Here is a 26,828-nt window from a genome sequence, read left to right on the forward strand (position 1 = left end):
AACCGGTACGCTAAATTACATTCGTCTTTCGATCGAAACCGCGTCTGCTAAAGGGTAGACGACGCTTCGACGAAACTGAATAGGGACCGGCGTTTTCGCCCGACACGCTCCTCAAGGTAAGCATAAATTTCGTGAAACGTCCTTAAGGTCGTACGAGAAAAACGCATGGAGAAGTAGCAACGACCGTACCTGGCCAACGCTTACGGATGGGTCGTCGTTTTTACCTCGGTGGACGCCGCCGCGTGTGTTCCTTGCGGGCGGCGCAGCGCGCGTCTGATGCCTCCGACCAGCATGCCGAGCACGAGCAGGAAAACAGCAGGCACGATCCAGTAGCCGACGAACGCGTGCCAGAGATAATCCGCGAGCGTCGCCTTGCGATGCGCATATTCGCCGAGCGCTTCCTGATGCTTCACCTCGGTGGCCGCGATGGCGTCTTCGGGACAGCCGGCGGCGCGGGCCTCGTCGGATGTGCCGTGACAGTGCGCGGCGGCGCCGGCGGCGCGCTGCGCGTCCGTCAGTTCCCAGGCGGAGAGCGCTTTCTGGAGATCGGCGTTGTTGTACGCCATCTCCTCGCGCACCTCACTGACCGCGACGATCAGCACCGGCACGAACCAGAACGTGATCGTCACGAGCCAGCGCCTGAACCAGCGGTTCTTATGTCTCCATGCCATCCGGATGCCTCCATGCGTGGCTTTCGCCTCGCTCGAAACGGCGGCGGCCGATGGCGTATTTCTTGTATTCGTGAGGGGCCGCCTTCGCGCCATCTTATGAGAAAAAGACGACGGTGCGAATCACTTGCTTGGGTGCAGTGCAATATCGGCCGGTAGGCAGGGTAAATACGAAAGGGTCGCCGCGCGCGACTGGCGCGGCGCAAGTGTGACTGTCGGCGAGATCAGCCTTTGTTGCTGAGACAGCTTTTCATGAAGGCCTTGCGGTCATCGCCTTTCTTGTCGGTTGCCTGCTGATTGCACGCGGTCATCTTCTGCTGCTGCGTCATCGGCGTGGAAGCGGCGGCGGGCGCGGCGGACAGACAGCTCTTCATGAAGGCCTTGCGGTCGTCGCCTTTCTTGTCGCCAGCCTGCTTGTTGCAATCGGTCATCTTGCTTTGCTGACTGTTGGCGGCGATCGCGACATTCGCGCCGAGCGTCAGGCTCAGCACGGCGATGAGGGCGGTGGCTCGAATAGTCATGTGACGCTCCCTGATTTGAGTGACGGTTATTCTTCGACGGCGCCTGTCCATAGCGGCATGCCGCCCGCGCATTATGGCAAACCGAATATGAACGGTGTGTGGGATAAGGTGAAATCGGGAGGCGGGCGCGCAGGGCACGGGAACGAGGCTTGCAAGCGCCTTGCATCTATCGGCGTTCCGCACGGAGCAGGCAGCCGACGTATGATCGTGCGATGCATGTCAACGCAAAGGAGACGGTTCATGTCCACGCCGCTGTCCGACCATTACAAAGGCTTCGAAATCAAGGTGCAGGCATTGCGGCGCGCGAAAGAGCGCGACGAGCCGGACGACGGTCCGCGCCACTTCGACATCGTCGTGACGATCGCGAAGAGCGCGCATGGTGAGAGTGGCCGCGCGGTGATGTTCGGCGTGCCCGAGCAGGAACCCTTCGATAGCCCGATCGACGCGACGCGCGCGGGCATCGACTACGCGCGCGACATCATCGACAACAAGGTGGACGGGCAATCGGTCGAAGATCTCTGATGCGGGCAGCGAGCCGTTGCCCACGGACAACCCACAACGCCGTCGATCCCTAAATCGACGGCGTTGTCGCGTGTGGCCTACACGTTAGCCCGATTGACCTGCGGCGTCTCTCCAACGAGAATCGACGGCGAGCAAACGTTGAAACCGCACCCGAAAGGCGATCGAAGGCTTTCGGCGCGTGACACGAAGCGCTGGCGCGACAGGGCGCCCGCGATCACTTCCCTTCATGGCCCCGCGCGGGTCGACACGCCTTGCTCACGTTCGCTGCATCTCGCACGACCAGACAAACCAGAACAAAGCACTGGAGATCCGCATGAATCGACCCCTCCGCCGACGCGTCCTGTCGGCCGCCGTCGCGCTCGCCGCCTGCACCGCATTGCCGTTCGCCTCGTCATCCGCGTTCGCGCAAACGGCGGGCAAGCCGAAAGTCGCGCTCGTCATGAAGTCGCTCGCCAACGAGTTCTTCCTGACGATGGAAAACGGCGCGAAAGACTATCAGGCGCACAACTCCAGCCAGTTCGACCTGATCACCAACGGCATCAAGGATGAGACCGACACCGCGGCGCAGATTCGCATCGTCGAGCAGATGATCGTTTCCAAGGTCAACGCGCTCGTCATCGCGCCGGCCGATTCGAAGGCGCTCGTGCCGGTGATCAAGAAGGCGGCGGACGCGGGCATCATCGTCGTGAATATCGACAACCGGCTCGATCCGGACGTGCTCAAGTCCAAGGATCTGAATGTGCCGTTCGTCGGACCGGACAACAAGAAGGGCGCGAGAAAGGTCGGCGATTATCTCGCTCCGAAGCTCAAAAAGGGCGATGAAGTCGCGATCATCGAAGGCGTGACGACCACCACGAACTCGCAGGCGCGCAGCGCGGGCTTCAAGGAAGCGATGGACGCGGCCGGCATGAAGGTCGTCGCGCTCCAGTCGGGCGAATGGGAAATCGACAAGGGCAATGCGGTCGCATCGCAGATCCTGAACGCGAACCCGAACGTAAAGGCGCTCCTGTGCGATAACGACAACATGGCGATCGGCGCCGTGTCGGCGATTCGCGCGGCAGGCAAGGCGGGCAAGGTGCAGGTCGTCGGCTTCGACAATATCGGCGCGATCAAGCCGATGCTGAAAGACGGCCGCGTGCTCGCGACCGCTGACCAGTACGCGGCGAAGCAGGCGGTATTCGGCATCGACGTTGCGCTGAAGGCGATCGCCGGTCACAAGAAGCAGTCGGACCTTTCGCAGGTCGTCGAAACGCCGGTCGATCTGGTGACGAAGTAAGGCGGGCGCGCGGCGGCGGCGTCCGGCGCCGTGTCGCGCGACAATCTAAAGTTCGCGGCCAGCGTGCCGATAACACACTGACGAGCGCGGAAGGCAGACGGCGCGGGCAGTGTCAGCGGCCATCCGGAAGCTTTTCGCGCGGGCATCGGAACACGTCCGGGCCGCGCGCCTCGATGCGCCGGCCCGTTTGCCGAAGCCACGCGGGACCACCACGAGGATGCACAGCGAAGCCTTGAATCGCCCCATGACCGGATCGAACGATGCGAACGTGCTGACGGTGACCGGCATCGGCAAGACCTATGTCGAGCCGGTGCTGTCGGACGTCTCGCTGGAACTCGTCGCGGGCGAAGTGCTCGCGCTCACGGGCGAGAACGGCGCGGGCAAGAGCACGCTGTCGAAGATCGTCGGCGGACTCACGGACCCGACCACGGGCACCATGACCCTCGCGGGCCAGCCGTACGCGCCGAAAAGCCGCAAGGACGCCGAGGCGCTCGGCGTGCGCATGGTGATGCAGGAGCTGAACCTGCTGCCGACCTTGTCGGTGGCGGAGAATCTGTTTTTGAACCGCTTGCCGCGCAAAGGCTTCGGCTGGATCGACCGCAAACGGCTCGCGGAAGACGCGCGCCACGCGATGGCGCAGGTCGGGCTCGACGCGATCGACCCGGACACGCTCGTCGGCGGTCTCGGCATTGGTCATCAGCAGATGGTCGAGATCGCGCGCAACTTGATCGGCGATTGCCGGGTGCTGATCCTCGACGAGCCGACCGCGATGCTCACCGCCCGCGAAGTCGACCTGCTGTTCGAGCAGGTCGAGCGGCTGAAGGCGCGCGGCGTCGCGCTCGTCTACATCTCGCACCGGCTGGAGGAATTGCGGCGCATCGCCGAGCGTGCGGCCGTGCTGCGCGACGGACGCCTCGTGCACGTCGGCCCCATGGACGAGCTCACGAGCGACCGTCTCGTCACGCTGATGGTCGGACGCGAGATCGGCGAGCGCATTGATCTGGGCGAGCGCCGGATCGGCGGCGTCGCGCTCAAAGTGGAGGGCATGACGCGCGCGCCCGTGGTGCGCGACGTGTCGTTCGACGTTCGCGCAGGCGAGATTTTCGGCGTGAGCGGGCTGATCGGCGCGGGCCGGACCGAGCTGATGCGCCTCATCTACGGCGCGGATCGCGCGGACGCGGGCACGGTGTCGATCGCGCGCAACGGCGAGGCGCTGCGGCGCGTGTCGGTGCAATCGCCGTCGGATGCGGTCGATGAAGGCATCGCGCTGATCACGGAGGACCGCAAGGGCGAGGGCCTGTTGTTGAGCCTGCCCGTCGCCGCGAACGTTTCACTGGGCAACCTGGGCGCGGTGGCGCGGCATGGCGTCGTCGACACGCGCCGGGAATCCGCGCTCGCGCAACGCCAGATCGACGCGATGCGCATCCGCACGTCCGGGCCGGCGCAGGCGGTGTCCGAATTGTCCGGCGGGAATCAGCAGAAGGTCGTGATCGGCCGCTGGCTCGCACGCGACTGTGGGGTGCTGCTGTTCGACGAACCGACGCGCGGCATCGACGTCGGCGCGAAGTTCGACATCTACGGGCTGATGGGCGCCCTGGCCCGCGAAGGACGCGCGCTCGTCGTCGTGTCGAGCGACCTGCGCGAGCTGATGCTGATCTGCGACCGGATCGGCGTGATGTCCGCCGGGCGCATGACCGGCGTGTTCGAGCGCGCCGACTGGACGCAGGACGCGCTGCTCGCCGCGGCGTTCTCGGGTTATGCGAAGCGCGAGGCGATCCTGCACGAACCGATCGTGCCCGATGCGAAAGCGCCCGAAGACAACGTGGAGCACTGAATGAGCGAAGCGAACCTGCCCGCCGATGCACCGAAGAGCACGAAAGGCGTCGGCACGCGCCTCGGCATTTCGAATTACCTGGGTCTCGCGGGTGCGCTCGCCGCGATGATCGCGCTGTTTTCGGTGCTGAGCACGCACTTCCTGACGTACGACACGTTCAGCACGATCGCGAACCAGATTCCGGATCTCGTCGTGATGTCGGTCGGCATGACGTTCGTGCTGATCATCGCGAGCATCGATCTGTCGGTCGGCTCGGTGCTCGCACTGGGGGCGTCGGTCGTGAGCGTGGCCGCGCTCAAGTGGCACTGGCCGGCGTTTCCCGCCGCGCTGATCGGCCTCGCGGCCGCCGCGCTGACGGGCACGGTCACGGGCCTCGTGACGGTGGCGTGGCGGATTCCGTCGTTCATCGTGTCGCTCGGCGTGCTTGAAGGCGCGCGCGGGCTCGCGTATCAGATGACGAACTCGCGCACGGCGTATATCGGCGATGCGTTCGATTTCCTTTCGAATCCAATCGCGTTCGGCATCTCGCCCGCGTTTCTGATCGCGGTCGCGGTGATGATAATTGCGCATCTGGTCTTGACCCGGACGGTTTTTGGCCGATATCTCGTAGGGATCGGCACGAACGAGGAAGCGGTGAGGCTCGCGGGCGTCAATCCGCGGCCGTACAAGGTCATCGTTTTCGCGCTGATGGGCGCACTTTCGGGACTGGCGGCGCTGTTTCAGATCTCGCGGCTGGAAGCGGCCGATCCGAACGCGGGCGCCGGGCTGGAACTGCAGGTGATCGCGGCCGTCGTGATCGGCGGAACGAGCCTGATGGGCGGGCGCGGCTCGGTCATCAGCACGTTTTTCGGGGTGTTGATCATCTCCGTGCTGGCGGCGGGGCTGGCGCAGATCGGCGCAAACGAGCCGACCAAGCGCATCATTACCGGCGCGGTGATCGTGGTGGCGGTGGTGCTGGATACATACCGCAGCAGAAGGAAGCGTGTGTAATCGTTTGTCGGACCGAGAGACGGCGACGGTGGCCAAGCGGCATGGGCGCACGAGAGCCGATGCAGCAGGCAATGAAAGCAGGCAGGGCGCGGGGAAAGCAAAGCGGCGCGTGAACAGCATGTTTAGGCGCCGGACGCCTTACGACCAATAAGAGCAGTTGGACCAAAGATAGCGAAGGACGATGTATGGCGACGATCAAAGACGTGGCAGCCATTGCCGGGGTGTCGTTTACGACGGTATCCCACGTAGTGAACAATTCGCGGCCGGTGTCTGCCGACGTGCGGGCGAAAGTCGAGCGGGCGATTCTCGAGCTCGACTATGTGCCGTCGGCGGTCGCGCGCTCGCTGAAGGCGCGCTCGACGGCGACCATCGGCCTGCTCGTGCCGAACGCGACGAATCCGTACTTCGCCGAACTGGCGCGCGGCGTCGAGGACGGCTGCGCGAAGAACGGCTATTGCGTATTCTTCTGCAACTCCGACGACGATCCCGCCAAGCAGCGCAACTATCTGCGCGTGCTACAGGAAAAGCGCATCGACGGGCTGGTGATCGCCTCGGCAGGCGAGGATTCCGTGCTCGCGCAATGCCTCGCGGGCGCGCGTGAGCCGCTCGTGATCGTCGATAGAAATATCGAGGGGCTGCAGTCCGACCTCGTGCAGATCGACCACGAAAAGGGCGCGTATCTCGCGACGCGGCATCTGCTGCAGCTCGGGCATTCGAAGATCGGCTGCATCACGGGGCCGGTCGCGACGGCCGTCTCCGCGATGCGCCTGCACGGCTTCATCCGCGCGATGGCCGAGCGCGGCATCGAGATCGAGCCGAACGCGATTCAGCAGAGCGACTTCTCCGCGACGGGCGGCTACGCGGCAGCGTCGCAACTGCTCGACAACATGAGGCCGACCGCGATCTTCGCGTGCAATGACATGATGGGCATCGGCGCGCTGCGTGCGGCGGCCGAGCGCCACATCAACGTGCCGACGGATTGCTCGATCATCGGTTTCGACGATGTCGAGCTGTCGCGTTACACCTATCCGGCCTTGTCGACGGTGGGACAATCGGTGCGCGCGCTCGGCGAAATGGCCGCGCAGACGCTGATCGACCGCATCACTGGCAAGCTGACCGGCACGACACGCCGGCGCGTGGTCCCGCCGCGCCTCGTGCGCCGCGAATCGACCGCCGTGGTGCCCGAGTCGCGCAGCGCCAAAGCGTAGTGCCGTTCAAAAGGAAACGAGATGGGAGATAGCGCCAAATCGGGCGATGCAAGCAAGACCGGCCGCGTGACCGTGGTCGGCAGCCTCAACATGGATCTCGTCGCGCGCGCGCCGCGTCTGCCGAGGCCGGGCGAAACGCTCGCCGGACATGCGTTCGCCCAAGTGCCGGGCGGCAAGGGCGGCAATCAGGCGGTCGCCGCGGCGCGCCTCGGCGCACGGGTCGCGATGATCGGCTGCGTCGGCAACGATTCGAACGGTGCGACGCTCAAGGGCAGTCTGGAGGCGGAAGGCATCGACTGCACGGCGCTCGCGACGAGTGCTCACGCGCCGACGGGCGTCGCGCTCATCGTCGTCGATGACGCGAGCCAGAACGCGATCGTCATCGTCGCGGGCAGCAACGCCGAAGTGACGCCCGCGCGCATCGAGGCGCAGGAAGCGCTGATCGCGCAAGCCGATGTCATCGTGTGCCAGCTCGAAACGCCGCCCGAGACCGTGCGCGCCGCGCTCGCCGCCGGCCGGCGTCTTCTGCGCACCACGATCCTCAACCCCGCGCCGGCCGCGCGCAAATTGCCGCCGGACTGGTTCCCGCTCGTCGATTATCTGATTCCGAACGAACTGGAAGCCGCGACGCTCTCGGGCGTGGCGATCGACACGCCCGATGACGCGCGCCGCGCCGCGCAGGCGCTCAAGGCGAAGGGCGCGCGCAACGTGATCGTGACGCTCGGCGCGCAAGGCGTGCTCGCGCTGCTCGATGGCGCGGACGATGAAGGCGTCCATCTGCCATCGCCGAAAGTCGAGGCGATCGACACGACCGCCGCCGGCGACACGTTCATCGGCGGCTTCGCGGCCGAACTCGCGCGGGGCGCCGCGCCGCTCGACGCGATCGCGTTCGGTCAGCGGGCGGCGGCGGTGGCGGTGACGCGCGAAGGCGCGCAGCCGTCGATTCCGCACCGCAGCGAAATTTCCGCATAACTTTTCAATGTTCGTTGAAAAAACGGCGCGTCTGACGCGCCGTTTTACTTCATACGAAATAATTCCCTCAAGTGCTCGCGCTTTCGCGCCGTTTACATCGCTAGCGGCCGCGTGATGTCTCGCGCGCACGCTGCCAGGAGACGACGACACCGCTCGCGGGCGACAACAGGGAAAACACAATGAAGAAGGCTTTGACGATCAAGGCGCGCCTCGGCATGTCGATGGCGTTTCTGGGTGCGCTGCTCATTGCGATCGGCGCGCTGGGTCTCACCGGCATGAGCCATTCGAACGGCGCGTTCCAGAATACCTACGCGGTGCAAATGCCGGCGGCGATCGCAGTCGGCAACGCGGAGATGTATGCCGCGCGCGAGCGGCTCGTGTTCGATCGCGCGGCGCTCCTCGCCGGCACGCCGGAGGTGGCCGCCACCGTCGAGCGCGCGCGCATGATGCGCGAACGGGCGGACGGCTACTGGAAGGAATACATGTCGTTGCCGCAAGCGCCGGGCGAAAAGCGTCTCGCCGATGCCGCGCAGGAAAAACGCCTCGCGCTGCAAGGCATCGTCGACAAGGGCGTCGCCGCGGTCATGGCGAACGACCACGACGGCATCATCGCGAACGCGAAGGCGATGCAGGCCATGTACAACGAGCTCGCCAACGCGAATGAGGCGCTGCGCAAGTATCTGACCGAAGCATCGAAGCAGAGCTACGAGGAGACTCAGAGCCGTTTCCTGTGGTTCCGTGCGCTGAGCCTCGGGGCGATCGCGCTCGGCATCGCGGCGGCCGCGTTCGCGTGGGTGTCGCTGCGGCGGGCGATCGCGCGGCCGCTCGAAGCCGCGCTCGCCCATTTCGACGCGATCGCCGCGGGCGACCTGCGCCGCGAGGTCACCGTCACGTCACGCGACGAAATGGGGCAGTTGCTCGAAGGTCTCGCCAGAATGCGTGCGAGCCTGCTCACGACCGTGCGCACCGTGCGCACGGGCAGCGAATCGATCGCGTCCGCGACGCAGCAGATCGCCGCCGGGAACACCGATCTGTCTTCGCGCACCGAGGAACAGGCGTCCGCGCTGCAGGAAACGGCGTCGAGCATGGAGGAGCTGACCGGCACCGTCCGCCAGAACGCCGACAACGCCCGGCAGGCAAGCGCGCTCGCGGCGAATGCGTCGCACATCGCGGGCAAGGGCAGCGCGGTCGTGACGCAGGTCGTCGATACGATGCGCGAGATCGACGGCAGCTCGTCGAAGATCGCGGACATCATCACGATCATCGAGGGCATCGCGTTCCAGACCAACATCCTTGCGCTCAATGCGGCCGTCGAAGCGGCGCGCGCGGGCGAGGAAGGGCGCGGCTTCGCAGTCGTCGCAGGCGAGGTGCGCAGCCTGGCGCAGCGCTCGTCGGCGGCGGCGAAGGAAATCAAGGAACTGATCGACACGTCGGTGGCGCGCGTGCGCACGGGCACGACACTCGTCGATGAAGCCGGCCGCACGATGAACGAGATCATCGGCGCAGTGCAGCGCGTGACCGACATCATGGGCGAGATCGCGGCGGCGTCCGAGGAGCAGTCGAGCGGCATCGAGCAAGTGTCGCGCGCAGTCACGCAGATGGACGAGGTGACGCAGCAGAACGCGGCGCTCGTCGAGGAAGCGGCGGCGGCCGCGCAGTCCCTCGAGGATCAGGCCGCGCGCCTGCGGCAGGCGGTGGCGGTGTTCCAGGTGGCGGACGGCGCGCCGCACGCGACGGCGTCGGTCGCATCCACGCCGGCGGTGAAAATTGCATCGCGTGCAACGATGACGGCGCACACGCGTGCGCTCGTGACGAAGCCGCTCGTGACAGCGCAGGCGAAGCGCGCCGCAATCGTGCCGGTGACGCGCGCCTCGCCGACCGCGGACGCAGGCGGCGACTGGGAGACGTTCTGAGCACGGCATAGGGCGCGTAGCCGCGAACAGGAGATGAATGCGCGCGAATGCACACGCGCGCGACCAACGCCGATCCGGTAACCCGTACACTGAGGGGTGTGCGTCACCGCTCACACGAGGATATCGACATGACCGGATCGACACTCGCCGCGAAGCTCGCGGACGCCCGCCGCCGGCATCGGCTCATCGAAGCGCTGGAGCCCGCCGACATTCCGGCCGACGCGCCCACCGCCTACGCAATCCAGCATGAGATGCTGAGAGAGTCGGATGCGCGCATCGGCGCATGGAAGATCGGCGCGCGCGCCCCCGATGCGCTCGCCACGGGCGCGCCTATCGACGCCGCGCTCGTCCACGTCTCGCCCGCGCGCGTGCCTTTTCAATCATTTTTTCGCGTACTGGTGGAACTCGAAGTCGCGTTCCGCTTCGCCTATGCGCTGCCCGCGCGACATGACCCTTACACGCGCGAGGAAGTATTCGATGCGATAGGCGGCATCGCGGTCGCGCTCGAAGTGGTCGACAGCCGGTTTGCGCAATGGCCCAATCTCGACCCGCTCGCGCAGCTCGCCGACTCACAGAACAATGGCGCGCTCGTGGTGTCGGGCATGGAACCCTACGACGTCGTCGCGCCGGGCTTCGACTTCCTCACGCCGCGCCTGGAATTCACACTGGACGGCGTTTCGATCGCGCCGGAAGCGCTCGGCAATCCGGCGGGCGATCCCCGCGAATTGCTGCCCTGGCTCGTCAACCATTGTTGCCGCATGGGTTTGACCGTCGAACCGTTCTGGACCATCACCACGGGCTCTTATACGGGTGCGTATCGCATCGACGGACCGGGGATGCTGCATGGCTCGATCGATCGCATCGGCGAACTGGAACTCGTGCTCGCGTGAGGCGGGAATATCCCGCATCGGGAACGGTTCTTGATGCTGTCGTATGGGCGTCGATGTCATTCATGTATCGCATCGAATGAGCGCGAGCGCACGTATTCGACATGAAGCGATATAGGCATGCGCGCGAGTGAGGCGCGCCTCGCATTGGCGGACAGAAGCTGTGCTCAAGTAGCGAAGTGCGCGGGGAAGCGAACAGGCAGGGACGATGCGGAGCAACAGGATAGAGACATTGGGATGAGGATTGTAGGTGAACGAAAATAACTCACCAAGCTAGTAATTCTTCGAAGCAAATGAACAACGCAAGTGCGTGAAAAAAAATTCGAAAGGGTTTAGGATGAATTCAAGCGATGTCGTTTCGATTACGCGCGTTGCGCACGACATAGCTTTCTGACTTCGGCGAGGAGGTAGCATGGATATCTACAGCAGTTTCGCGACCCGCTTCGAAAAAACCCGCGAGGAGGAATTCTCGCTCGAAGAGTATCTCGCGCTCTGCAAAGAAGATCCTGCCACATATGCAACAGCGGGCGAACGCATGTTGACGGCCATCGGGGAACCGGAGATGGTCGACACTCGCCTCGACCCGCGTTTATCGCGTGTGTTTGCGAACAAGGTCATCAAGGTGTATCCGGCGTTCCGTGAATTCTACGGAATGGAGGAGGTGATCGAGAACGTCGTGTCGTACTTCCGGCACGCGGCACAGGGGCTCGAAGAGAAGAAGCAGATCCTGTATCTGCTGGGTCCGGTGGGCGGCGGCAAGTCGTCGATCGCCGAACGACTGAAGCAGCTCATGGAGCGCGTTCCGTTCTATTCGCTGAAGGGTTCGCCCGTCAATGAGTCGCCGCTCGGCCTCTTCGATTACGACGAAGACGGTCCCGTCCTCGAAGAGCAGTACGGCATTCCGCGCCGCTATCTGAAGAGCATCCTTTCGCCGTGGGCAGTGAAGCGCCTGCACGAATACAACGGCGACATCCGCAAGTTCCGCGTGGTGCGCCGCTATCCTTCCATCCTTCGCCAGATCGGCATCGCGAAGACCGAGCCCGGTGACGAAAACAATCAGGACATCTCGTCGCTCGTCGGCAAGGTGGATATCCGCAAGCTCGAAACCTATTCGCAGGACGACGCTGACGCATACAGCTATTCCGGTGGCCTGTGCCTCGCCAATCAGGGCTTGCTGGAATTCGTCGAAATGTTCAAGGCGCCGATCAAGGTGCTGCACCCGCTGCTCACCGCGACCCAGGAAGGCAACTTCAAGGGCACGGAAGGCTTCGGCGCGATTCCGTTCGACGGCGTCATCCTCGCGCACTCGAACGAGTCGGAGTGGAAGGCGTTTCGCAACAACAAGAACAATGAAGCACTGCTCGATCGTATCTTCGTCGTGAAGGTGCCGTACTGCCTGCGTTACGGCGAAGAGATCAAGATCTACGAGAAGCTTTTGCGCAACTCATCCCTCGCCGAGGCGGTTTGCGCACCGGGCACGCTCAAGATGATGGCGCAGATGGCCGTGCTCACGCGCCTGCACGAACCGGAAAATTCGAGTCTCTTTTCGAAGATGCAGGTCTATGACGGCGAGAACCTGAAGGACACCGACCCGAAGGCGAAGTCGTATCAGGAGTATCGCGATTACGCGGGTGTCGACGAAGGCATGACGGGCGTGTCCACGCGTTTCGCGTTCAAGATCCTGTCGCGCGTCTTCAACTTCGATTCGAGCGAAGTCGCTGCGAACCCGGTGCATCTGATGTACGTGCTCGAACAGCAGATCGAACGCGAACAGTTCCCGCCGGAGACGGAGCAGAAGTATCTGTCGTTCATCAAGGACGTGCTGGCTTCGCGCTATGCCGAGTTCATCGGCAAGGAAATTCAGACCGCGTATCTGGAGTCGTATTCGGAGTATGGACAAAACATCTTCGACCGCTATGTGACGTACGCCGACTTCTGGATTCAGGATCAGGAGTTCCGCGATCACGACACCGGCGAGAGCTTCGACCGGGCGGCGCTGAATGCCGAGCTGGAGAAAATCGAAAAGCCCGCGGGCATCAGCAACCCGAAGGATTTCCGCAACGAGATCGTGAACTTCGTGTTGCGTGCGCGTGCGGCGAACGGCGGCAAGAATCCCGCGTGGATCAGCTACGAGAAGCTGCGCGTGGTGATCGAAAAGAAGATGTTCTCCAACACCGAAGAACTTCTGCCGGTAATTTCGTTCAATGCGAAAGGTTCGGCCGAGGAGCAACGCAAGCACGAAGACTTCGTCAACCGCATGGTCGCGAAGGGCTACACGCCGAAGCAGGTCCGGCTCCTGTGCGACTGGTATCTGCGCGTGCGCAAGTCGTCGTGATGTAGAGTGGACAGGAATAGGGGAATCGACGGGAGTGGGCGCTGACGCGCCATACTCCGGTCCCGCGCAAGCGATAGTCAGGATGTCCCCTGCGGCCCGGGTGCGTGGATTGCGTCCGGACCGCACAGTGGACGAATTGCGAGACGAAAGACGCTGCGATCAGTCGAAACTGTGCGCAGCGCCTCCCAAGCTCGCCAATAACGCGGGAGACTGGATGTGCTGCACCAAATCATCGACCGCAGGTTAGCCGGCAAGAACAAGAGCATTGCCAACCGCGAACGCTTCCTGCGACGCGTCAAGAGTTACATTCGCCGCGCGGTTTCCGACGCGGTGCGCGATCGCAGTATCAAAGACATTCAAAGCACCCAAAGCATCACCATTCCCAAGAAGGACATCTCCGAGCCCTCGTTCCGTCACGGACCGGGCGGCAAGCGCGAGTATGTCCATCCGGGTAACGCGGATTACATTCGCGGCGACAAGATTCCGCGTCCGCCGGGCGGCGCGGGCGGCGGCGGCAAGAGCGCAAGCAACGAAGGCGAAGGGCAGGATGATTTCGTTTTCGAGCTGTCTCGCGAGGAGTTCATGCAGTACTTCTTCGACGACCTCGAACTGCCGCGCCTCGTCAAGACCCAGCTGCTTGCGGTGCCTACCTGGAAGAACGTGCGCGCGGGCTGGGCGGCGGAAGGCACGCCGAACAACATCGACGTGGTCAGGTCCCTGCGCAGCGCGCTCGGCCGGCGCATCGCGCTCGGCTGGCCGCTCGCGTCGCAGTTGCGCGAAATGGAGCGCCAGCTCGAGCAATTGAAAGACGAGAACGCCGATCCGGAAGAGATCGCGCGTCTTGAAGCGGATATCGTCGTCATGCAGGGCCGGATCACGCGCATTCCGTTCATCGATCCGTTCGATCTGCGCTACATCAACCGCGTGAAGCAGCCGACGCCATCGAGCAAGGCGGTGATGTTCTGCCTGATGGACGTCTCCGGCTCGATGGACGAGCAGCGCAAGGACTTGTCCAAGCGCTTCTTCATCCTCCTGTATCTGTTCCTGCAACGGAACTACGAAAAGATCGAAGTCGTGTTTATCCGGCACCATACGCGCGCCGAGGAAGTGGACGAAGACACGTTCTTCCATTCGACCGAAAGCGGCGGCACTGTGGTGTCGAGCGCGCTCGAGCTCATGAAGAAGATCATGGACGAGCGCTATTCGCCGACTGAATGGAACATTTACGGCGCGCAGGCATCGGACGGCGACAACTGGACGGACGATTCCCCGAAGTGCCGCAGGCTGCTGTCGGAAGACATCCTGCCGAAGGTCCGGTATTTTGCCTATATTCAAGTTGCGCCGGAGGAGCAAAATCTCTGGTTGGAGTATGCTCAGCTTGCGATGGGCGCGCCCGAACTGGCCATGAAGAAAGTCGATTCGGCTGCGGACATCTATCCGGTGTTCCGCGAGCTGTTCGAAAAACAGCAGGCGGCCGCATGACGACACGGCCTTGGCAGAACGAGACGCGTGGGTACCAACTGGAAGGCACGGACGATCGTGCGGCTTCCAGACTGGGGCCTGAGGCAGAGCAACGCAAGGCGTCCGCAGAGGCAGACGAGGCGCACGAGGAAGGCAGAATGAATGTTTCGGAGAAACGGCGACCGCTGCCGTGCCCGTCGGACTGGAGCGTCGAGCTGATCGAGGAGTACGACGCTGAAATTTCGCGCGTCGCGAACGGTTACGGTCTCGACACTTATCCCATTCAGCTGGAAATCATCAGCTCCGAACAGATGATGGATGCGTATGCGTCCGTCGGCATGCCGGTGAACTACCGGCACTGGTCGTTCGGCAAGCATTTTCTCGCGACAGAGAAAGGCTATCGGCGGGGGCAAATGGGCCTCGCGTACGAAATCGTCATCAATTCGAATCCCTGCATCGCATATCTCATGGAAGAGAACACCATGACGATGCAGGCGCTCGTGATCGCTCACGCGGCGTACGGGCACAACTCGTTCTTCAAGGGCAACTACCTCTTCCGGCTCTGGACGGACGCGCACGCGATCATCGACTACCTCGTCTACGCGAAGAATTACATCGCGGAATGCGAGGAGCGATATGGACTGGATCGCGTCGAGGAACTGCTCGACTCGTGCCACGCGCTCATGAACTATGGCGTCGATCGCTACAAGCGGCCGCAAAAGCTATCGCTTGCGAAGGAAGCGGCGATGCGGCGCGAACGCGAAGCGTATCTGCAATCGCAGGTCAACGAGTTGTGGCGCACGCTGCCCAAGGGAAAGGAGCCATCGCCGGAGGAAATCGAAAGCCGCTATCCGCCGGAGCCGCAGGAGAACTTGTTGTACTTCGCGGAGAAAAACGCGCCGTTGCTCGAGCCGTGGGAGCGCGAAGTCATCCGCATCGTGCGCAAGATCGGCCAGTATTTTTATCCGCAGCGGCAGACGCAGGTGATGAACGAAGGCTGGGCGACGTTCTGGCACTACACGCTGCTCAACACGCTCTACAACGAAGGCCGTCTCGAAGACAGCTTCATGATGGAGTTTCTGCACTCGCATTCGAACGTCGTGTATCAACCGCCGGTGACAAAGCCGTATTACAGCGGCATCAATCCGTACGCGCTCGGCTTTTCGATGATGAGCGATATCCGCCGCATCTGCGAAAACCCGACGGACGAAGATCGCGAGTGGTTCCCCGACCTCGCGGGCAGCGACTGGCTGGAGTCCTTGCACTACGCGATGCGCAACTTCAAGGACGAAAGCTTCATCGCGCAATATCTGTCGCCGCATCTGATTCGCGAGATGCGCCTGTTCTCGATTCTCGACGACGACATGCGCGACGCACTCGAAGTGTCGGCGATTCATGACGACAGCGGCTATCGCTATGTTCGTCAGGCGCTGTCGCGGCAATACGATATTCATCATCGCGAGCCGAACATCCAGGTGTATTCGGTGAATACGCGTGGCGATCGCAGTCTGACGCTGCGTCACTTCATGACCGACAACCGCCATCTCTCGAACGACAGCGACGAAGTCCTCAAGCACATGGCGCGCTTGTGGCAGTTCGATGTCTATCTCGAAAGCGTCGATGAGAACGGCACGGTGAGAAAGCGCTTCGAGTGCCGGTATGTGGCGCCGAATACGCGCTGAACTCCACGAGCATCAACCCCGGAAAACCGGCGCTGATCCAGCGCCGGTTTTTCGTTGCGGCTACTGATTGCCCGCCTCGTCCTGCGAAAACAGGTCCCAGCTCGCCATGAACAGCGCCGCCACCAGCGGCCCGATCACGAATCCGTTGATGCCGAAGAGCGCCATCCCGCCAAGGGTCGAGATGAGCACGACCCAATCGGGCATCTTCGTGTCCTTGCCCACGAGAATCGGCCGCAGCACGTTATCCACGAGACCGATCACCACGACACAGAACACGACGAGAATCAGACCCTTGATGATCTGTCCCGTCATGAAGAAATAGAGCGCGGCGGGCACCCAGACGATCGCCGCCCCGACGGCGGGCAACAGCGAAAGGAACCCCATCAGCACGCCCCACAACAGGGAGCCGTTGATGCCGAGTATCCAGAAAATCAGCCCGCCGAGCAGGCCCTGCACAGCCGCGACCGCGATATTGCCCTTCACCGTCGCGCGCACCACCGCCGTGAACTTCGCGATGAGATGCTGCTTGGGCTCCGGATCCAGCGGAATCGCGCGCCGGATGCGTCGGGCGATCTCGCCGCCATCGCGCAGCAGAAAGAACACGAGGTACAGCATCACGCCGAAGCTCACGACGAACTGGAACGTGTTCTGCCCGATCGACAGCGCTTGCGTCGCGGCGAACTGGCTGATTTGCGACGCGCCTTCGATTAGCTTGCGCTGCACGCCGGGGATGTCGTCGAGCCCGAAACGCCCGAGGAGCGCCTGCGCCGATGCCGGCAGCGCGTGCAGGACGTGCTGGAAATACAGGCCGAAATTCAGCTCGCCGCTCTTGATCCGCGCGTAGACGAGGGCGACTTCCTGAACTAGCGTCACCGCGACGACCGCAAGCGGAATGATGACGATCAGGATCGCGGCGGACAGCGTCGTCAGTGCGGCGAGATTGCGGCGCTTGCCGAAGCGCGCGGCGAGATAGCGCTGCATCGGCTGGAACAGGATCGCGAGAATCGCGCCCCAGAAGATTGCGCCGAAAAACGGCAGCAACACCCACGCGAGCGCGAGGGTCACGGCGCACAACAAGATGTGAAAGAAGTTCTGCTGGACGGTGCGGTTATTCATCAGGGAACCATAGGGGCAGGCGGGGAGGGCGAACGGCAAGCGCGCGGCGGCATGCTAACACGAGCCTTCCGAATGGCTTTCGCGCTCAGTTCGCGCTCAGTTCGCGCTCTCGATTCGAGCAAGAAATCGTCCAAGGGTTCGCCATGAATCAGCCATCGTTCGATTGCCGCTGGAGCGCTACCCCGCGCGTCGACTAAAATCCGGCTTCCAATCCTTGCGGATCGCTTTCCTGCCGAACGGCCAGGCAAGCGCGCACGAACGAGCCGATCGTTCGTGCGCGGCCACTCCGCTCTACGTATCGAACAATGAATCCAGGCGTCATCTACGCATTCTCGGCCTTCGTCATCTGGGGCCTTTTCCCGATCTACTTCAAGGCCCTGCATTCGATCGGCGCGGTCGAGATGCTCGCGCATCGCATGGCGTGGTCGATGGTCTTCCTGCTGATCGTCATGACCGTGCGCCGTCAATGGAAGTGGCTCGGCCCGGTTCTGCGCGACAGGCGCCTGCTTGCGCGTTTCGCCGCGAGCGCCGTACTGCTGTCGGCGAACTGGGGCATCTATATCTGGGCGGTGAACGACGGGCGCATCGTCGAGGCGAGCCTCGGCTACTTCATCAATCCGCTCGTCAACGTCGTGTTCGGGATGGCGTTCCTGCACGAGCGGCTGCGGCCGGTGCAATGGATCGCGGTGACGATCGCCGCGCTCGGGGTGCTGTGGCTGACCTGGGTGAACGGCGCACCGCCGTGGATCAGCCTTGCGCTTGCGCTGACGTTCGGCGGCTACGGACTTTTGCGCAAGACCGCGTCGCTCGGCGCGCTCGAAGGTCTCACGCTCGAAACGATGCTGCTGTGTCCCGTCGCGCTGCTTTATCTCTTCTTTCTGACTTCGCACGGCGGCAGCGGCTTCGCGCACGCGTCGCCCGGTGTGAAGCTGCTGCTCGCGGCGGCCGGGCCCGTGACCGCGGTGCCGCTCCTGCTTTTTGCGGCGGGGGCGCGGCGCATTCCGCTATCGATGCTCGGGCTCATCCAGTACATCACGCCGACGCTGCAATTGCTGATCGGCGTTGTGATCTATCAGGAATTCTTCGGGCACGATCAGTTGACCGGCTATGGCGCGATCTGGGCCGCGCTCGCGATTTACTCGCTCGAAGGCGTGTATCGCGCACGCGCGGCCCGCGTCTGAAACGAGATCAGCGCAATGCGTCGCCGAAACGATATTCGACCGTCGCCTCGTCGAGCTTCGCCTTGATGTCCGGATCGATCGGCTGATCGACGGCCGCGAGCGTCTCGTCGAGTTGTTCGGGCCGGCTCGCGCCGATGATCGCCGAGCTCACCGCCGGATTGGCCAGGACCCACGCGAGCGCTGTGCCCGCGAGCGAGCGCCCGGTCGGCGCGACGATCTTGTTGATCTGCTCGATCGTATGAAACTCGCGCTCGTGCCAGTAACGCTGGGTGTACATCGCGCCCGCCTTGCCGACCGCGCCGGTGAAGCGGCCTTCGCTCGGGCCGGCATCGAAGCTATGCTTGCCCGTCAGCAAACCGCCCGCGAGCGGGTTGTACGGAATCACGGCGAGACCTTCCTCAGTCGCGAGCGGCAGCAGTTCGCGCTCGATCTGGCGGAACAGCAGGTTGTAACGCGGCTGCACGGAAACGAAGCGCGCGGCGCGCAATACGTCCGAGCGGCCGAGCGCACGCGCGAGCCGGTACGCCAGAAAATTCGACACGCCGATATACCGCGCCTTGCCTTGCCGCACGATGGTGTCGAGCGCTTCGAGCATCTCGTCGAGCGGCGTGTCGTGATCGTCGTTATGAAGCTGGTACAGGTCGACATAATCCGTGTCGAGCCGCTTGAGCGACGCGTCGATCGCATCGAGCAGATGCTTGCGCGATGCACCCTTGTGCCACGCGAGCGGCCCCATTTCATGCACGGCCTTGGTCGCGAGAATGTAATTATCGCGGCGGCCCTTGAGCCAGCGGCCGACGATCTCCTCGGTCCGGCCCGCGATATCATGTCCGCTGCCGAGCGGATAGACGTTCGCCGTATCGATGAAATTGACGCCCGCGTCCGCCGCGCGGTCCATGATGCTGCGCGACACGTCTTCCTCGGTCTGCAGGCCGAACGTCATCGTGCCGAGCGTGAGACGCGAAACGGTGAGACCGGTATTGCCGAATTTGCGGTATTGCACGGTTGCGCTCCAGAAGAAACGATTTCGATGGGACCGTCAGAATAGCCGCAACTGTCAGGACGTGCCGGCGCGCACGGGCGCGGCGCTCTGCGGCGCGGAATCGAGGTAACGGAACACGAGGCCCGACAGCAGCGTCACCACGCCCATGCAGACGAAGCTCAGCCTGAAGCCGGCCGCGGTCGAGAACGGCCCCTGGAACACCTGCACGAGCGAGCCGCCGATGGAAACGCCCAGGCCGATCGCGAGCATCTGCACCATCGAAAAGAGGCTGTTGCCGCTGCCGGCATCCTTGATCGAGAGGCCTTTGAGCGTGACGCTGTTCATCGCCGCGAACTGCATCGAGTTGCACGCGCCGAACACGACGAGGATCGCGATCTCGACGACGAGCGGCAAGGTCGGCGAGAACAGCGCGAACGCGACGATCGACGCGCCCACGAGCGCCGTGTTCACGAGCAGGAACGTGTCGTAGCCGTAGCGCTTCACGAGTTGCGCGATCCAGCGCTTGCTGAGCGTCCCGGCGATGGCGATCGGCAGCATCATCAGGCCCGAATGCAGCGGGCTGTAGCCGAGTTCGAGCTGCATGAGAAGCGGCAGCAGGAAAGGCACCGCGCTCGAACCGATGCGGCACAGCAGATTGCCGATCAGTCCGACGCTGAAATTCGGCTCCTGAAAGAGCGCGAGATGAAAGAGCGGATTGCGCTTGTGCCGCGCGTAGGGCACATACGCGAACGCCGACACCGCCGCGAGCGCGAAGAGCGCCGCGGACACCGCGCCGCGATGCGTCTCTACGGGGCTGTCGAGCGCGAGTGAGAACGACACCATGCACATCGACAGCAAGCCGCAGCCGATGAAGTCGAAGGGCGGCGCATCGTGCAGCGTGTCGTTCGGCAGAAAGCGCTGCACCGCGTAGAGGCCGACCGCGCCGATCGGCACGTTGATCAGGAAGATCCAGTGCCAGGAAAACGACTCGACGAACCAGCCGCCGAGCGTGGGGCCGAGAATCGGGCCGACCTGGCCGGCGACGGAGATCATCGCGAGTGCGGAGACGTAGGCTTCGCCGGAGACGGCGCGCAGCACGGCGAGACGTCCGATCGGCAGCAGCATCGAGCCGCCGATGCCTTGCAGCACGCGCGCAAGCACGAGCTGGTTCAACGAATGCGCGCCTGCGCAGGCGAGCGAGCCGATCACGAAGAGCGAGATCGAGACGAGATAGACCCGGCGCGTGCCGAAGCGGTCCGCGAGCCAGCCGGAAGCAGGCGTGAAGAGCGCCATCGTGAGCGTGTAGGCGACGACGATCGACTGCATGGCGAGCGGCGCGGCATGGAGGCTGCGCGCGATGGAAGGCAGCGCCGTGTTCACGATGGTCGTGTCGAGCGCCTGCATGAAAAAGCCCACGGCGACGATCCAAAGGAGCGCCGTGTGCGAAGAACTCTTGGTCATGTGGGAAGCGGGTGGTGGTCGCCGCGCGACGAAGAAAGCGCTTGGAAACAAGCCCGTCGCGCAATATGTGAAATGTTAATGACTTACCGAGTCATCGGGAAGACCGCTAACCGCATTGACTGTCATCGTTAATGCCGATCACAATGACGCATGCTCAATCCACTCTGGCTGAACACGTTCGCGACCGTGGCCGCGTCGCACAGTTTCACCGATGCGGGGCGGCAGCTCGGCCTTCGACAGTCCAGCGTCTCGGAGCATATCCGGCGCCTGGAGGAGAGCGTCGGCCGGCGCCTGTTCGTGCGCGACACGCATTCGCTCGCACTCACCGCCGACGGCGAAGCGATGCTCGTCCACGCCCGCGTGATTCTCGAAGCGATGGCGCACGCGCAGTCGCAATTCAGTTCGCCGCGACTGCGCGGACGCGTTCGGCTCGGCTCATCGGACGATATCGCGCTCGGGCCGCTGCCGAGCGTGCTCGCGGCGTTTCGCGACACGCATCCGGACGTCGAGCTGGAAATCACGATCGGCATGACCGGGCGGCTCTATCAGATGGTCGACGCCGGCGAGCTCGATCTCGCGGTCGGCAAGCGGCGCATCGGCGATGCACGCGGCATGCGGCTTTTCTCCGGACGGCTCGAATGGCTCGCGAAGCCGGGCACCATCGTCGATACGAGTGGTCCGCTGCCGCTCATCCTCGTCTCGGAACCGAGTGTCACGCGGGGCGTCGTACTCGATTCGCTCGCGATGAGCGGCGCGAGCTGGCAAATGGTGTGCACGAGCAGCAGTCACGCGGGCTGCATTGCCGCGGCGCGCGGCGGCCTCGGCTTGACCGTGCGCTCGCATTTTCTCGCGGCCCGGGGATTGGCCGCGCCCGTCAATCGCGCGGATCTGCCCGAATTGCCCGAAGTGGAGTTCATCGCGTTCGGCGCGAAACATCTGAGCCGTCCGGCCGAAACGTTGCTGCAGCTTCTCGAAAACAGCGACCTTCGCGGCGAGTGGGACGGCGAATGAAATCGAAAGGAGCCCGCGAGGGCAGGGAGGCCGGTTGTGCCGCTGCAACGACCGGCAGACCCGAATGGCTATCGCCAATTCGTTCTTATATATTGTGCGGCGTTTGAAGTAGCCACTTCCAAGACGTGTTTCGCTCCTTCCGCCTATTTTCGTCCGACGTAAGCATCCGTGCGCTCTTCGCGGTAATCGCGCTCGCCGCGTGTTCGAACGCCCACGCGGCCTCGTACGTGACGAAGCATTGCGACGACCTCGAAGGCAAGAACGTGCCCGCGTCGATCATCGGACTGCCGACGCGCGGCGCGACGATCGTTTCCGCGTGGGTCGTCAAGGCGGCCGCGCCCGGCAACCGCAACGGCGAATACTGCCGCATCACCGGCTTCATCAAGGCGCTGCAGGACTCGACGCCCGATATCCGCTTCGAAGTCAATCTGCCGAGCCGCTGGAACGGCCGCGCGCTGCAGATGGGCGGCGGCGGGTACAACGGCACGATCGTCTCCGGCACCGAACCGATGCCGTTCGCGCCCGACTCGACGCCGCTCGCGCGCGGCTATGCGACCTTCGGTTCGGATTCGGGCCACGTCGGCAACGCGGGGCGCGCCGACTTCGCGGGCAACGACGAAGCCATCGTCAATTTCGGCTTCGGTCATCTCAAGAAAACGCGCGACGTCGCGCTCGCGCTGATCCAGATGGGCTACGGGCGCACGCCCGACAAGACCTACTTCGCGGGCGGCTCGACGGGCGGGCGCGAAGGGTTCACCGTGATCGAGCGCTTTCCGAATGACTACGACGGCGTGATCGCCAACGCGCCCGCGATCAACTTCTCCGGCGTGCGGCTCATGGGCGTGAAAGTGGGCCAGGCGTCGTATGCGAAGCCGGGAGGCTTCGTCGGCGTCGCGCAGCAGCGGCGCGTGTTCGAGACCGTCGTGCACGAGTGCGACCGGCTCGACGGCGCGGCGGACGGCATCGTCGGCAACGTGGAGGCGTGCAGGAAGCTGGAACCGCAGATCATCGCGTCGCTGCGTTGCGCGAACGGGCAGCGTCCTTCCTTGCGCGACAGTTGCCTGTCCGACGCGCAGATCGACACGCTCGATACGCTGCGCGACGGCGTCACGCTGCCGTATCCGCTCGCGTACGGCGTCGATACCTATCCGGGCTACAACGTGTTTCAGGGCGTCGACTTCTCCGGGACGCTCGGACTCGGCGACTCGCCGACGCTTCTGACTCCGCCGACTTTCGCCGCGAACGGCTATCTCTTCGCGCAGGGCGACGCTTATATCCGCCACTTCGTCACGCGCGATCTCGACTTCGGCGCCCTCACATTCGACCTCGACAATCCCGGCCGCTTCAGGCAGCGCCTCGTGACGCTCGCGTACACCGTCGGCGCAATGAACCCGGCTTTCTCCGCGGTCATTGCGCACGGCGGCAAGCTCATCGCGATGCACGGCCTCGCCGACGAAGTCATCAGCCCGAATCAGACGATCGCGTTCTATCGCGGGCTCATCGATCGCTACGGGAAGGACACTGTCGATTCGTTCATGCGGCTCTACATGGTGCCGGGATTTCAGCACGGCAACGGCGTGTTCATTCCCGCGTGGGACGAACTCGGCGCGCTCGACGAATGGGTGAGCAACGGCGTCGCGCCGGAAACGCTCCTCGGCAGCGATATCGCGCCCGCCACCAACGGACGCACGCGACCGATCTGCCGTTATCCGGGCTATCCGCGTTATCTCGGCAAGGGCAGTATCAACCTCGCGGCGAACTTTCGCTGCATGGAGCCCTGAGCAACTGCATCGTCAGCGCGCCTTCGCAGGATGGTCCGCGATGCGTGGCCAGAACTTGGCAAGCCAGCGCGACACGAACCCGCGCGTAGCGACTCGATACGACGTGAGCGACACCTCGATCGCCTGATCGCTCTCCGATGTGAGCCATACGCGCTCGCCTTGCGACAGGCGCACGACATCGCCGGGCTTCATCCAGTAGTCGTACGGATCGCGATGACGCGTGAGCCAGAGCGAACACGCCGACGCGCCGCCGATGCGCAATTCGGCATCGCGCGTAAGCCGCCACGACACCATCTGATGCGGATGCACGTCGACGTAGACCACGACGCGCGCGCCCGATGCGCTCAGGCGGCCCGACGCCACGCCGTGACCGACGCCATGACGCGCGAAAACCTGCGATACCTCTTCCATCTCTGCTCTCCATGATGTGAGCCGAAGACGGAACCTTGCACGCAAAAACAAGAAGGCCCCGTCTTGCGGCGGGGCCTTCGGAATTCGTTTGCTTGCCTGTCTCGCTAGCGCACACGCTGTCCCGATGACCCGCCACGGATGGCGTTCATACGGTTTTTAATCGCGGCGATGGAGAGAGTGAGGATTGCGTGCATGTGTCGCAGTATCGTGTGGCGCGATGACGCTTGTCAATATCGAGATAGACGCGCGATGCACATGCGCGGCCCGGCAACACCTTGCCGGCGCGCGCGTGACGGTTTAACTTGGACGCCATCCAAACCTTTCGGAGTTCGTCGTGGCTTATCTGTTACTCGTGGTGGAACCGGTCGAACAGCGCGGCCGTCGCACGCAGGAAGAGGGGCGCGAGGCGTATCGCCAGATGGCGGAATTCGCCGATGCGCTGAAGGCGCGCGGCGTGCTGCGCGCGGTGGAATCACTGACGTCGCTGAAGGATGCGGCGCGCGTCACGAACGCCAATGGCGATGCCCGCATCATCGATGGACCGTTCGCCGAAGCCAAGGAAATGATCGGCGGCTTTTTTCTGATCGATTGCGAAACGCATGCGCAGGCCGTGGCGATTGCAGCCGAATGTCCGGCGGCGACGTGGTGCACCATCGAAGTCCGCAAGGTCGGGCCTTGCTATTTGTGACGTTCGTGTCGATTTTTGCGCGCGCGGATCGTCGTGCATATAACGGCTGCGATGCCGCGTAACGATCCAATCCGGAGACCGCACATCATGCACAAACAAATCTTCGTGAACCTGCCGGTCCGCGACCTCAAGCGCTCGATGACCTTCTTCAAGGCACTGGGCCTGAGTTTCGACCCGGCATTTACGAACGATGACGCCGCGTGCCTCGTCATCGGCGAAAACATCTTCGCGATGCTGCTCGTGGAACGCTTCTTCCAGACGTTCACGGAAAAGCCGATCGCCGACGCCCACGCGAGCACCGAAACGCTCGTGTGCCTGTCGTGCGAGAGCAGGGCGCAAGTCGACGAACTGGTCGCGAAGGCCGTCGCCGCGGGCGGACGCGCGCCGCGCGAGCCGCAGGATCACGGCTTCATGTACGGCCACGGCTTCGAAGATCCGGACGGTCATATCTGGGAACTCGTTCACATGAATCCGGAAGCGGCGTGAGCGGGCGCGCGAAGGAGCTGGGCGCCGCGGACGATGCGGCCCGGCGCGCCATCGACGCGGTGTGGCGCATCGAGTCCGCGAAGGTGATTGCGAGCGTGGCGCGCGTCGTGCGCGATGTCGCGCTCGCCGAGGAACTGGCGCAGGACGCGTTCGTCGCCGCGCTGGAGCACTGGAGCCAACCGGGCGTGGGCGTGCCCGAAAAGCCGGGAGCGTGGCTCATGACGACAGCGAAGAACAAGGCGCTCGACCGTCTGCGACAGCACGCGCTGCACGCGCGCAAGCACGAGGAATACGGGCGCGATCTCGACGCGCAGGAAGCGCACATCACGCCGGATTTCGTCGATTCGCTCGACGCCGCGCGCGAGAACGATATCGGCGACGATCTGCTGCGACTCATTTTCACGGCATGCCATCCGGTGTTATCCGTCGATGCGCGCGCCGCGCTGACGCTGCGCCTGATCGGCGGACTCACGACCGATGAGATCGCGCGCGCGTTTCTCGTGCCGGAGCCGACGATCGCGCAGCGCATCGTGCGGGCAAAGCGCACGCTATCGGCGGCACGCGTGCCGTTCGAGGTGCCGAAGGCCGACGCGCGCGGCGCGCGGCTCGGCTCGGTGCTCGAAGTCATCTATCTGATTTTCAACGAAGGCTATTCGGCGACCGCCGGCGACGACTGGATGCGTCCGGGCCTGTGTGAAGACGCGCTCAGGCTCGGACGCATCCTGGCCGAATTGGCGCCCGACGAGAGCGAGGCCCACGGGCTCGTCGCGCTGATGGAGATTCAGGCGTCGAGAACGAAGGCGCGCGTCGACCGTGAAGGCCGGCCGGTGCTCCTGCCGGATCAGGACCGCAGCCGCTGGGATCCGCTTTTGATCCGGCGCGGGCTCGCGGCGCTGGAACGCTCCGAAGCGCTCGGCGGTGCGCGCGGCGTGTACGCGCTGCAGGCGGCGCTCGCGGCGTGCCATGCGCGCGCGCCGACCGCCGCCGACACCGACTGGCCGATGATCGTCGCGCTCTACGACGCGCTCATGCAGACCGCGCCGACGCCGGTGGTGGAACTGAATCGCGCGGTCGCGGTGAGCATGGCGTATGGGCCGGACGCGGCACTTCCGATAGTCGATGCGCTTTCCGGGACGGCCGCGCTCCGAAGCTATCACTGGCTGCCGAGCGTGCGCGCCGATTTGCTGGCGAGGCTCGGGCGCAAGGACGAGGCTCGCGCGGAATTCGAGCGTGCTGCGGCGCTCACGAAGAATGTGCGGGAGCGGGAGTTCTTGTTGGGACGGGCTGGGGAGATGGGGTGATGGGTTCGACTTCAGCTAGTCGCATTGGTGATTTAACATAAGACAAATTAGCGTATTTTGGCTTTGTTGCGGCTTTATCCTAATGTCGTGTTCTGGCTATTTACAGATGTCGGGTTTTTAACCGGTGGCAAGCTGGCGACT

23 protein-coding genes are annotated in these 26,828 nt (G+C 63.8%); 17 read left to right on the plus strand and 6 right to left on the minus strand.

All coding sequences use genetic code 11. The annotated features are described in order from the left end of the window. Positions 1-200: 200 nt before the first annotated feature. Together NCS58_RS07555 and NCS58_RS07560 are read right to left on the minus strand one after the other, a co-directional pair. Positions 201-671 carry a hypothetical protein gene (locus tag NCS58_RS07555; protein WP_250476634.1) on the minus strand — a complete coding sequence of 157 codons (471 nt, stop codon included), beginning with the start codon at positions 669-671 and terminating at the stop codon, positions 201-203. A gap of 221 nt (positions 672-892) precedes the next feature. Next, the gene (locus NCS58_RS07560; RefSeq protein WP_061117341.1) at positions 893-1,189 is read right to left on the minus strand and encodes a PsiF family protein; all 297 of its coding nucleotides are present in this window, start codon (positions 1,187-1,189) and stop codon (positions 893-895) included. 240 nt (positions 1,190-1,429) lie between these two features. Here NCS58_RS07560 and NCS58_RS07565 point away from each other — a divergent pair, with 240 nt between their 5' ends. From NCS58_RS07565 to NCS58_RS07615, 11 genes are all read left to right on the plus strand, one after another. Continuing rightward, positions 1,430-1,711: a hypothetical protein gene (locus NCS58_RS07565; RefSeq protein WP_061117340.1), complete on the plus strand. Its 282-nt coding sequence runs from the start codon at positions 1,430-1,432 to the stop codon at positions 1,709-1,711. Between the two features lie 313 nt (positions 1,712-2,024). Next, on the plus strand, positions 2,025-2,987 hold the full coding sequence (locus NCS58_RS07570; RefSeq protein ID WP_061117339.1) for a sugar ABC transporter substrate-binding protein: 963 nt from the start codon (positions 2,025-2,027) through the stop codon (positions 2,985-2,987). Positions 2,988-3,231: 244 nt separating this feature from the next. Beyond that, entirely contained in the window at positions 3,232-4,821 is a 1,590-nt protein-coding gene (locus NCS58_RS07575; RefSeq protein WP_250476635.1) for a sugar ABC transporter ATP-binding protein, read from the plus strand. Beyond that, positions 4,822-5,811, plus strand: coding sequence for an ABC transporter permease (locus tag NCS58_RS07580; protein WP_061117337.1), 990 nt, complete (start codon positions 4,822-4,824; stop codon positions 5,809-5,811). A 185-nt stretch (positions 5,812-5,996) separates the two neighbouring features. Continuing rightward, positions 5,997-7,019: a LacI family DNA-binding transcriptional regulator gene (locus tag NCS58_RS07585; protein WP_061117336.1), complete on the plus strand. Its 1,023-nt coding sequence runs from the start codon at positions 5,997-5,999 to the stop codon at positions 7,017-7,019. Between the two features lie 21 nt (positions 7,020-7,040). Next, on the plus strand, positions 7,041-7,991 hold the full coding sequence (rbsK, locus tag NCS58_RS07590) for a ribokinase (RefSeq protein WP_061117335.1): 951 nt from the start codon (positions 7,041-7,043) through the stop codon (positions 7,989-7,991). A 179-nt stretch (positions 7,992-8,170) separates the two neighbouring features. Next, positions 8,171-9,904, plus strand: a complete 1,734-nt coding sequence (locus NCS58_RS07595; RefSeq protein WP_250538195.1) for a methyl-accepting chemotaxis protein — start codon at positions 8,171-8,173, stop codon at positions 9,902-9,904. A 128-nt stretch (positions 9,905-10,032) separates the two neighbouring features. Then, on the plus strand, positions 10,033-10,794 hold the full coding sequence (locus NCS58_RS07600) for a hydratase (RefSeq protein WP_250476638.1): 762 nt from the start codon (positions 10,033-10,035) through the stop codon (positions 10,792-10,794). Positions 10,795-11,203: 409 nt separating this feature from the next. Next, on the plus strand, positions 11,204-13,126 hold the full coding sequence (locus tag NCS58_RS07605; RefSeq protein ID WP_008349646.1) for a PrkA family serine protein kinase: 1,923 nt from the start codon (positions 11,204-11,206) through the stop codon (positions 13,124-13,126). A 216-nt stretch (positions 13,127-13,342) separates the two neighbouring features. Next, positions 13,343-14,608: a YeaH/YhbH family protein gene (locus NCS58_RS07610; RefSeq protein WP_061117332.1), complete on the plus strand. Its 1,266-nt coding sequence runs from the start codon at positions 13,343-13,345 to the stop codon at positions 14,606-14,608. Next, positions 14,605-16,269 (plus strand): SpoVR family protein, encoded by a 1,665-nt coding sequence (locus NCS58_RS07615; protein ID WP_061117331.1) that lies wholly within the window; start codon positions 14,605-14,607, stop codon positions 16,267-16,269. Before NCS58_RS07610 ends, NCS58_RS07615 begins: the two co-directional genes overlap by 4 nt. Before the next feature lie 60 nt (positions 16,270-16,329). Here the strand turns inward: NCS58_RS07615 and NCS58_RS07620 are convergent, their stop codons facing one another. Continuing rightward, positions 16,330-17,385 carry an AI-2E family transporter gene (locus NCS58_RS07620; RefSeq protein ID WP_061117330.1) on the minus strand — a complete coding sequence of 352 codons (1,056 nt, stop codon included), beginning with the start codon at positions 17,383-17,385 and terminating at the stop codon, positions 16,330-16,332. 305 nt (positions 17,386-17,690) lie between these two features. Here NCS58_RS07620 and rarD point away from each other — a divergent pair, with 305 nt between their 5' ends. Beyond that, complete coding sequence (rarD, locus tag NCS58_RS07625; RefSeq protein ID WP_250538196.1) at positions 17,691-18,566, plus strand: EamA family transporter RarD; 876 nt, start codon at positions 17,691-17,693, stop codon at positions 18,564-18,566. Positions 18,567-18,573: 7 nt separating this feature from the next. Here the strand turns inward: rarD and NCS58_RS07630 are convergent, their stop codons facing one another. Both NCS58_RS07630 and NCS58_RS07635 read right to left on the minus strand, forming a co-directional pair. Continuing rightward, positions 18,574-19,569 (minus strand): aldo/keto reductase, encoded by a 996-nt coding sequence (locus NCS58_RS07630; RefSeq protein ID WP_250476639.1) that lies wholly within the window; start codon positions 19,567-19,569, stop codon positions 18,574-18,576. A 54-nt stretch (positions 19,570-19,623) separates the two neighbouring features. Continuing rightward, positions 19,624-21,060, minus strand: a complete 1,437-nt coding sequence (locus NCS58_RS07635) for a DHA2 family efflux MFS transporter permease subunit (RefSeq protein ID WP_284502161.1) — start codon at positions 21,058-21,060, stop codon at positions 19,624-19,626. A 99-nt stretch (positions 21,061-21,159) separates the two neighbouring features. On the opposite strand from NCS58_RS07635, the gene NCS58_RS07640 reads away from it, so the two are divergent. Further along, complete coding sequence (locus NCS58_RS07640; protein ID WP_061117326.1) at positions 21,160-22,020, plus strand: LysR family transcriptional regulator; 861 nt, start codon at positions 21,160-21,162, stop codon at positions 22,018-22,020. A 125-nt stretch (positions 22,021-22,145) separates the two neighbouring features. Then, a complete protein-coding gene (locus tag NCS58_RS07645) occupies positions 22,146-23,801 on the plus strand; it encodes a tannase/feruloyl esterase family alpha/beta hydrolase (RefSeq protein ID WP_409241811.1) in 1,656 nt (551 codons plus the stop codon). A gap of 12 nt (positions 23,802-23,813) precedes the next feature. Here NCS58_RS07645 and NCS58_RS07650 read toward each other — a convergent pair whose 3' ends face one another. Beyond that, positions 23,814-24,212: a DUF2917 domain-containing protein gene (locus NCS58_RS07650; RefSeq protein ID WP_061117324.1), complete on the minus strand. Its 399-nt coding sequence runs from the start codon at positions 24,210-24,212 to the stop codon at positions 23,814-23,816. 334 nt (positions 24,213-24,546) lie between these two features. Between NCS58_RS07650 and NCS58_RS07655 the strand changes: the two genes are divergently transcribed. From NCS58_RS07655 to NCS58_RS07665, 3 genes are all read left to right on the plus strand, one after another. Further along, positions 24,547-24,900: a YciI family protein gene (locus NCS58_RS07655; RefSeq protein WP_250476643.1), complete on the plus strand. Its 354-nt coding sequence runs from the start codon at positions 24,547-24,549 to the stop codon at positions 24,898-24,900. An 87-nt stretch (positions 24,901-24,987) separates the two neighbouring features. Beyond that, positions 24,988-25,386 carry a VOC family protein gene (locus tag NCS58_RS07660; RefSeq protein ID WP_061117322.1) on the plus strand — a complete coding sequence of 133 codons (399 nt, stop codon included), beginning with the start codon at positions 24,988-24,990 and terminating at the stop codon, positions 25,384-25,386. Then, on the plus strand, positions 25,383-26,687 hold the full coding sequence (locus tag NCS58_RS07665; RefSeq protein ID WP_250538198.1) for an RNA polymerase sigma factor: 1,305 nt from the start codon (positions 25,383-25,385) through the stop codon (positions 26,685-26,687). The genes NCS58_RS07660 and NCS58_RS07665 overlap by 4 nt, the downstream gene beginning before the upstream one ends. The last annotated feature ends 141 nt before the right edge of the window (positions 26,688-26,828 follow it).

The sequence above is a fragment of the Caballeronia sp. INML3B genome (assembly GCF_023631305.1).
Classification (GTDB): Bacteria; Pseudomonadota; Gammaproteobacteria; order Burkholderiales; family Burkholderiaceae; genus Caballeronia; species Caballeronia turbans.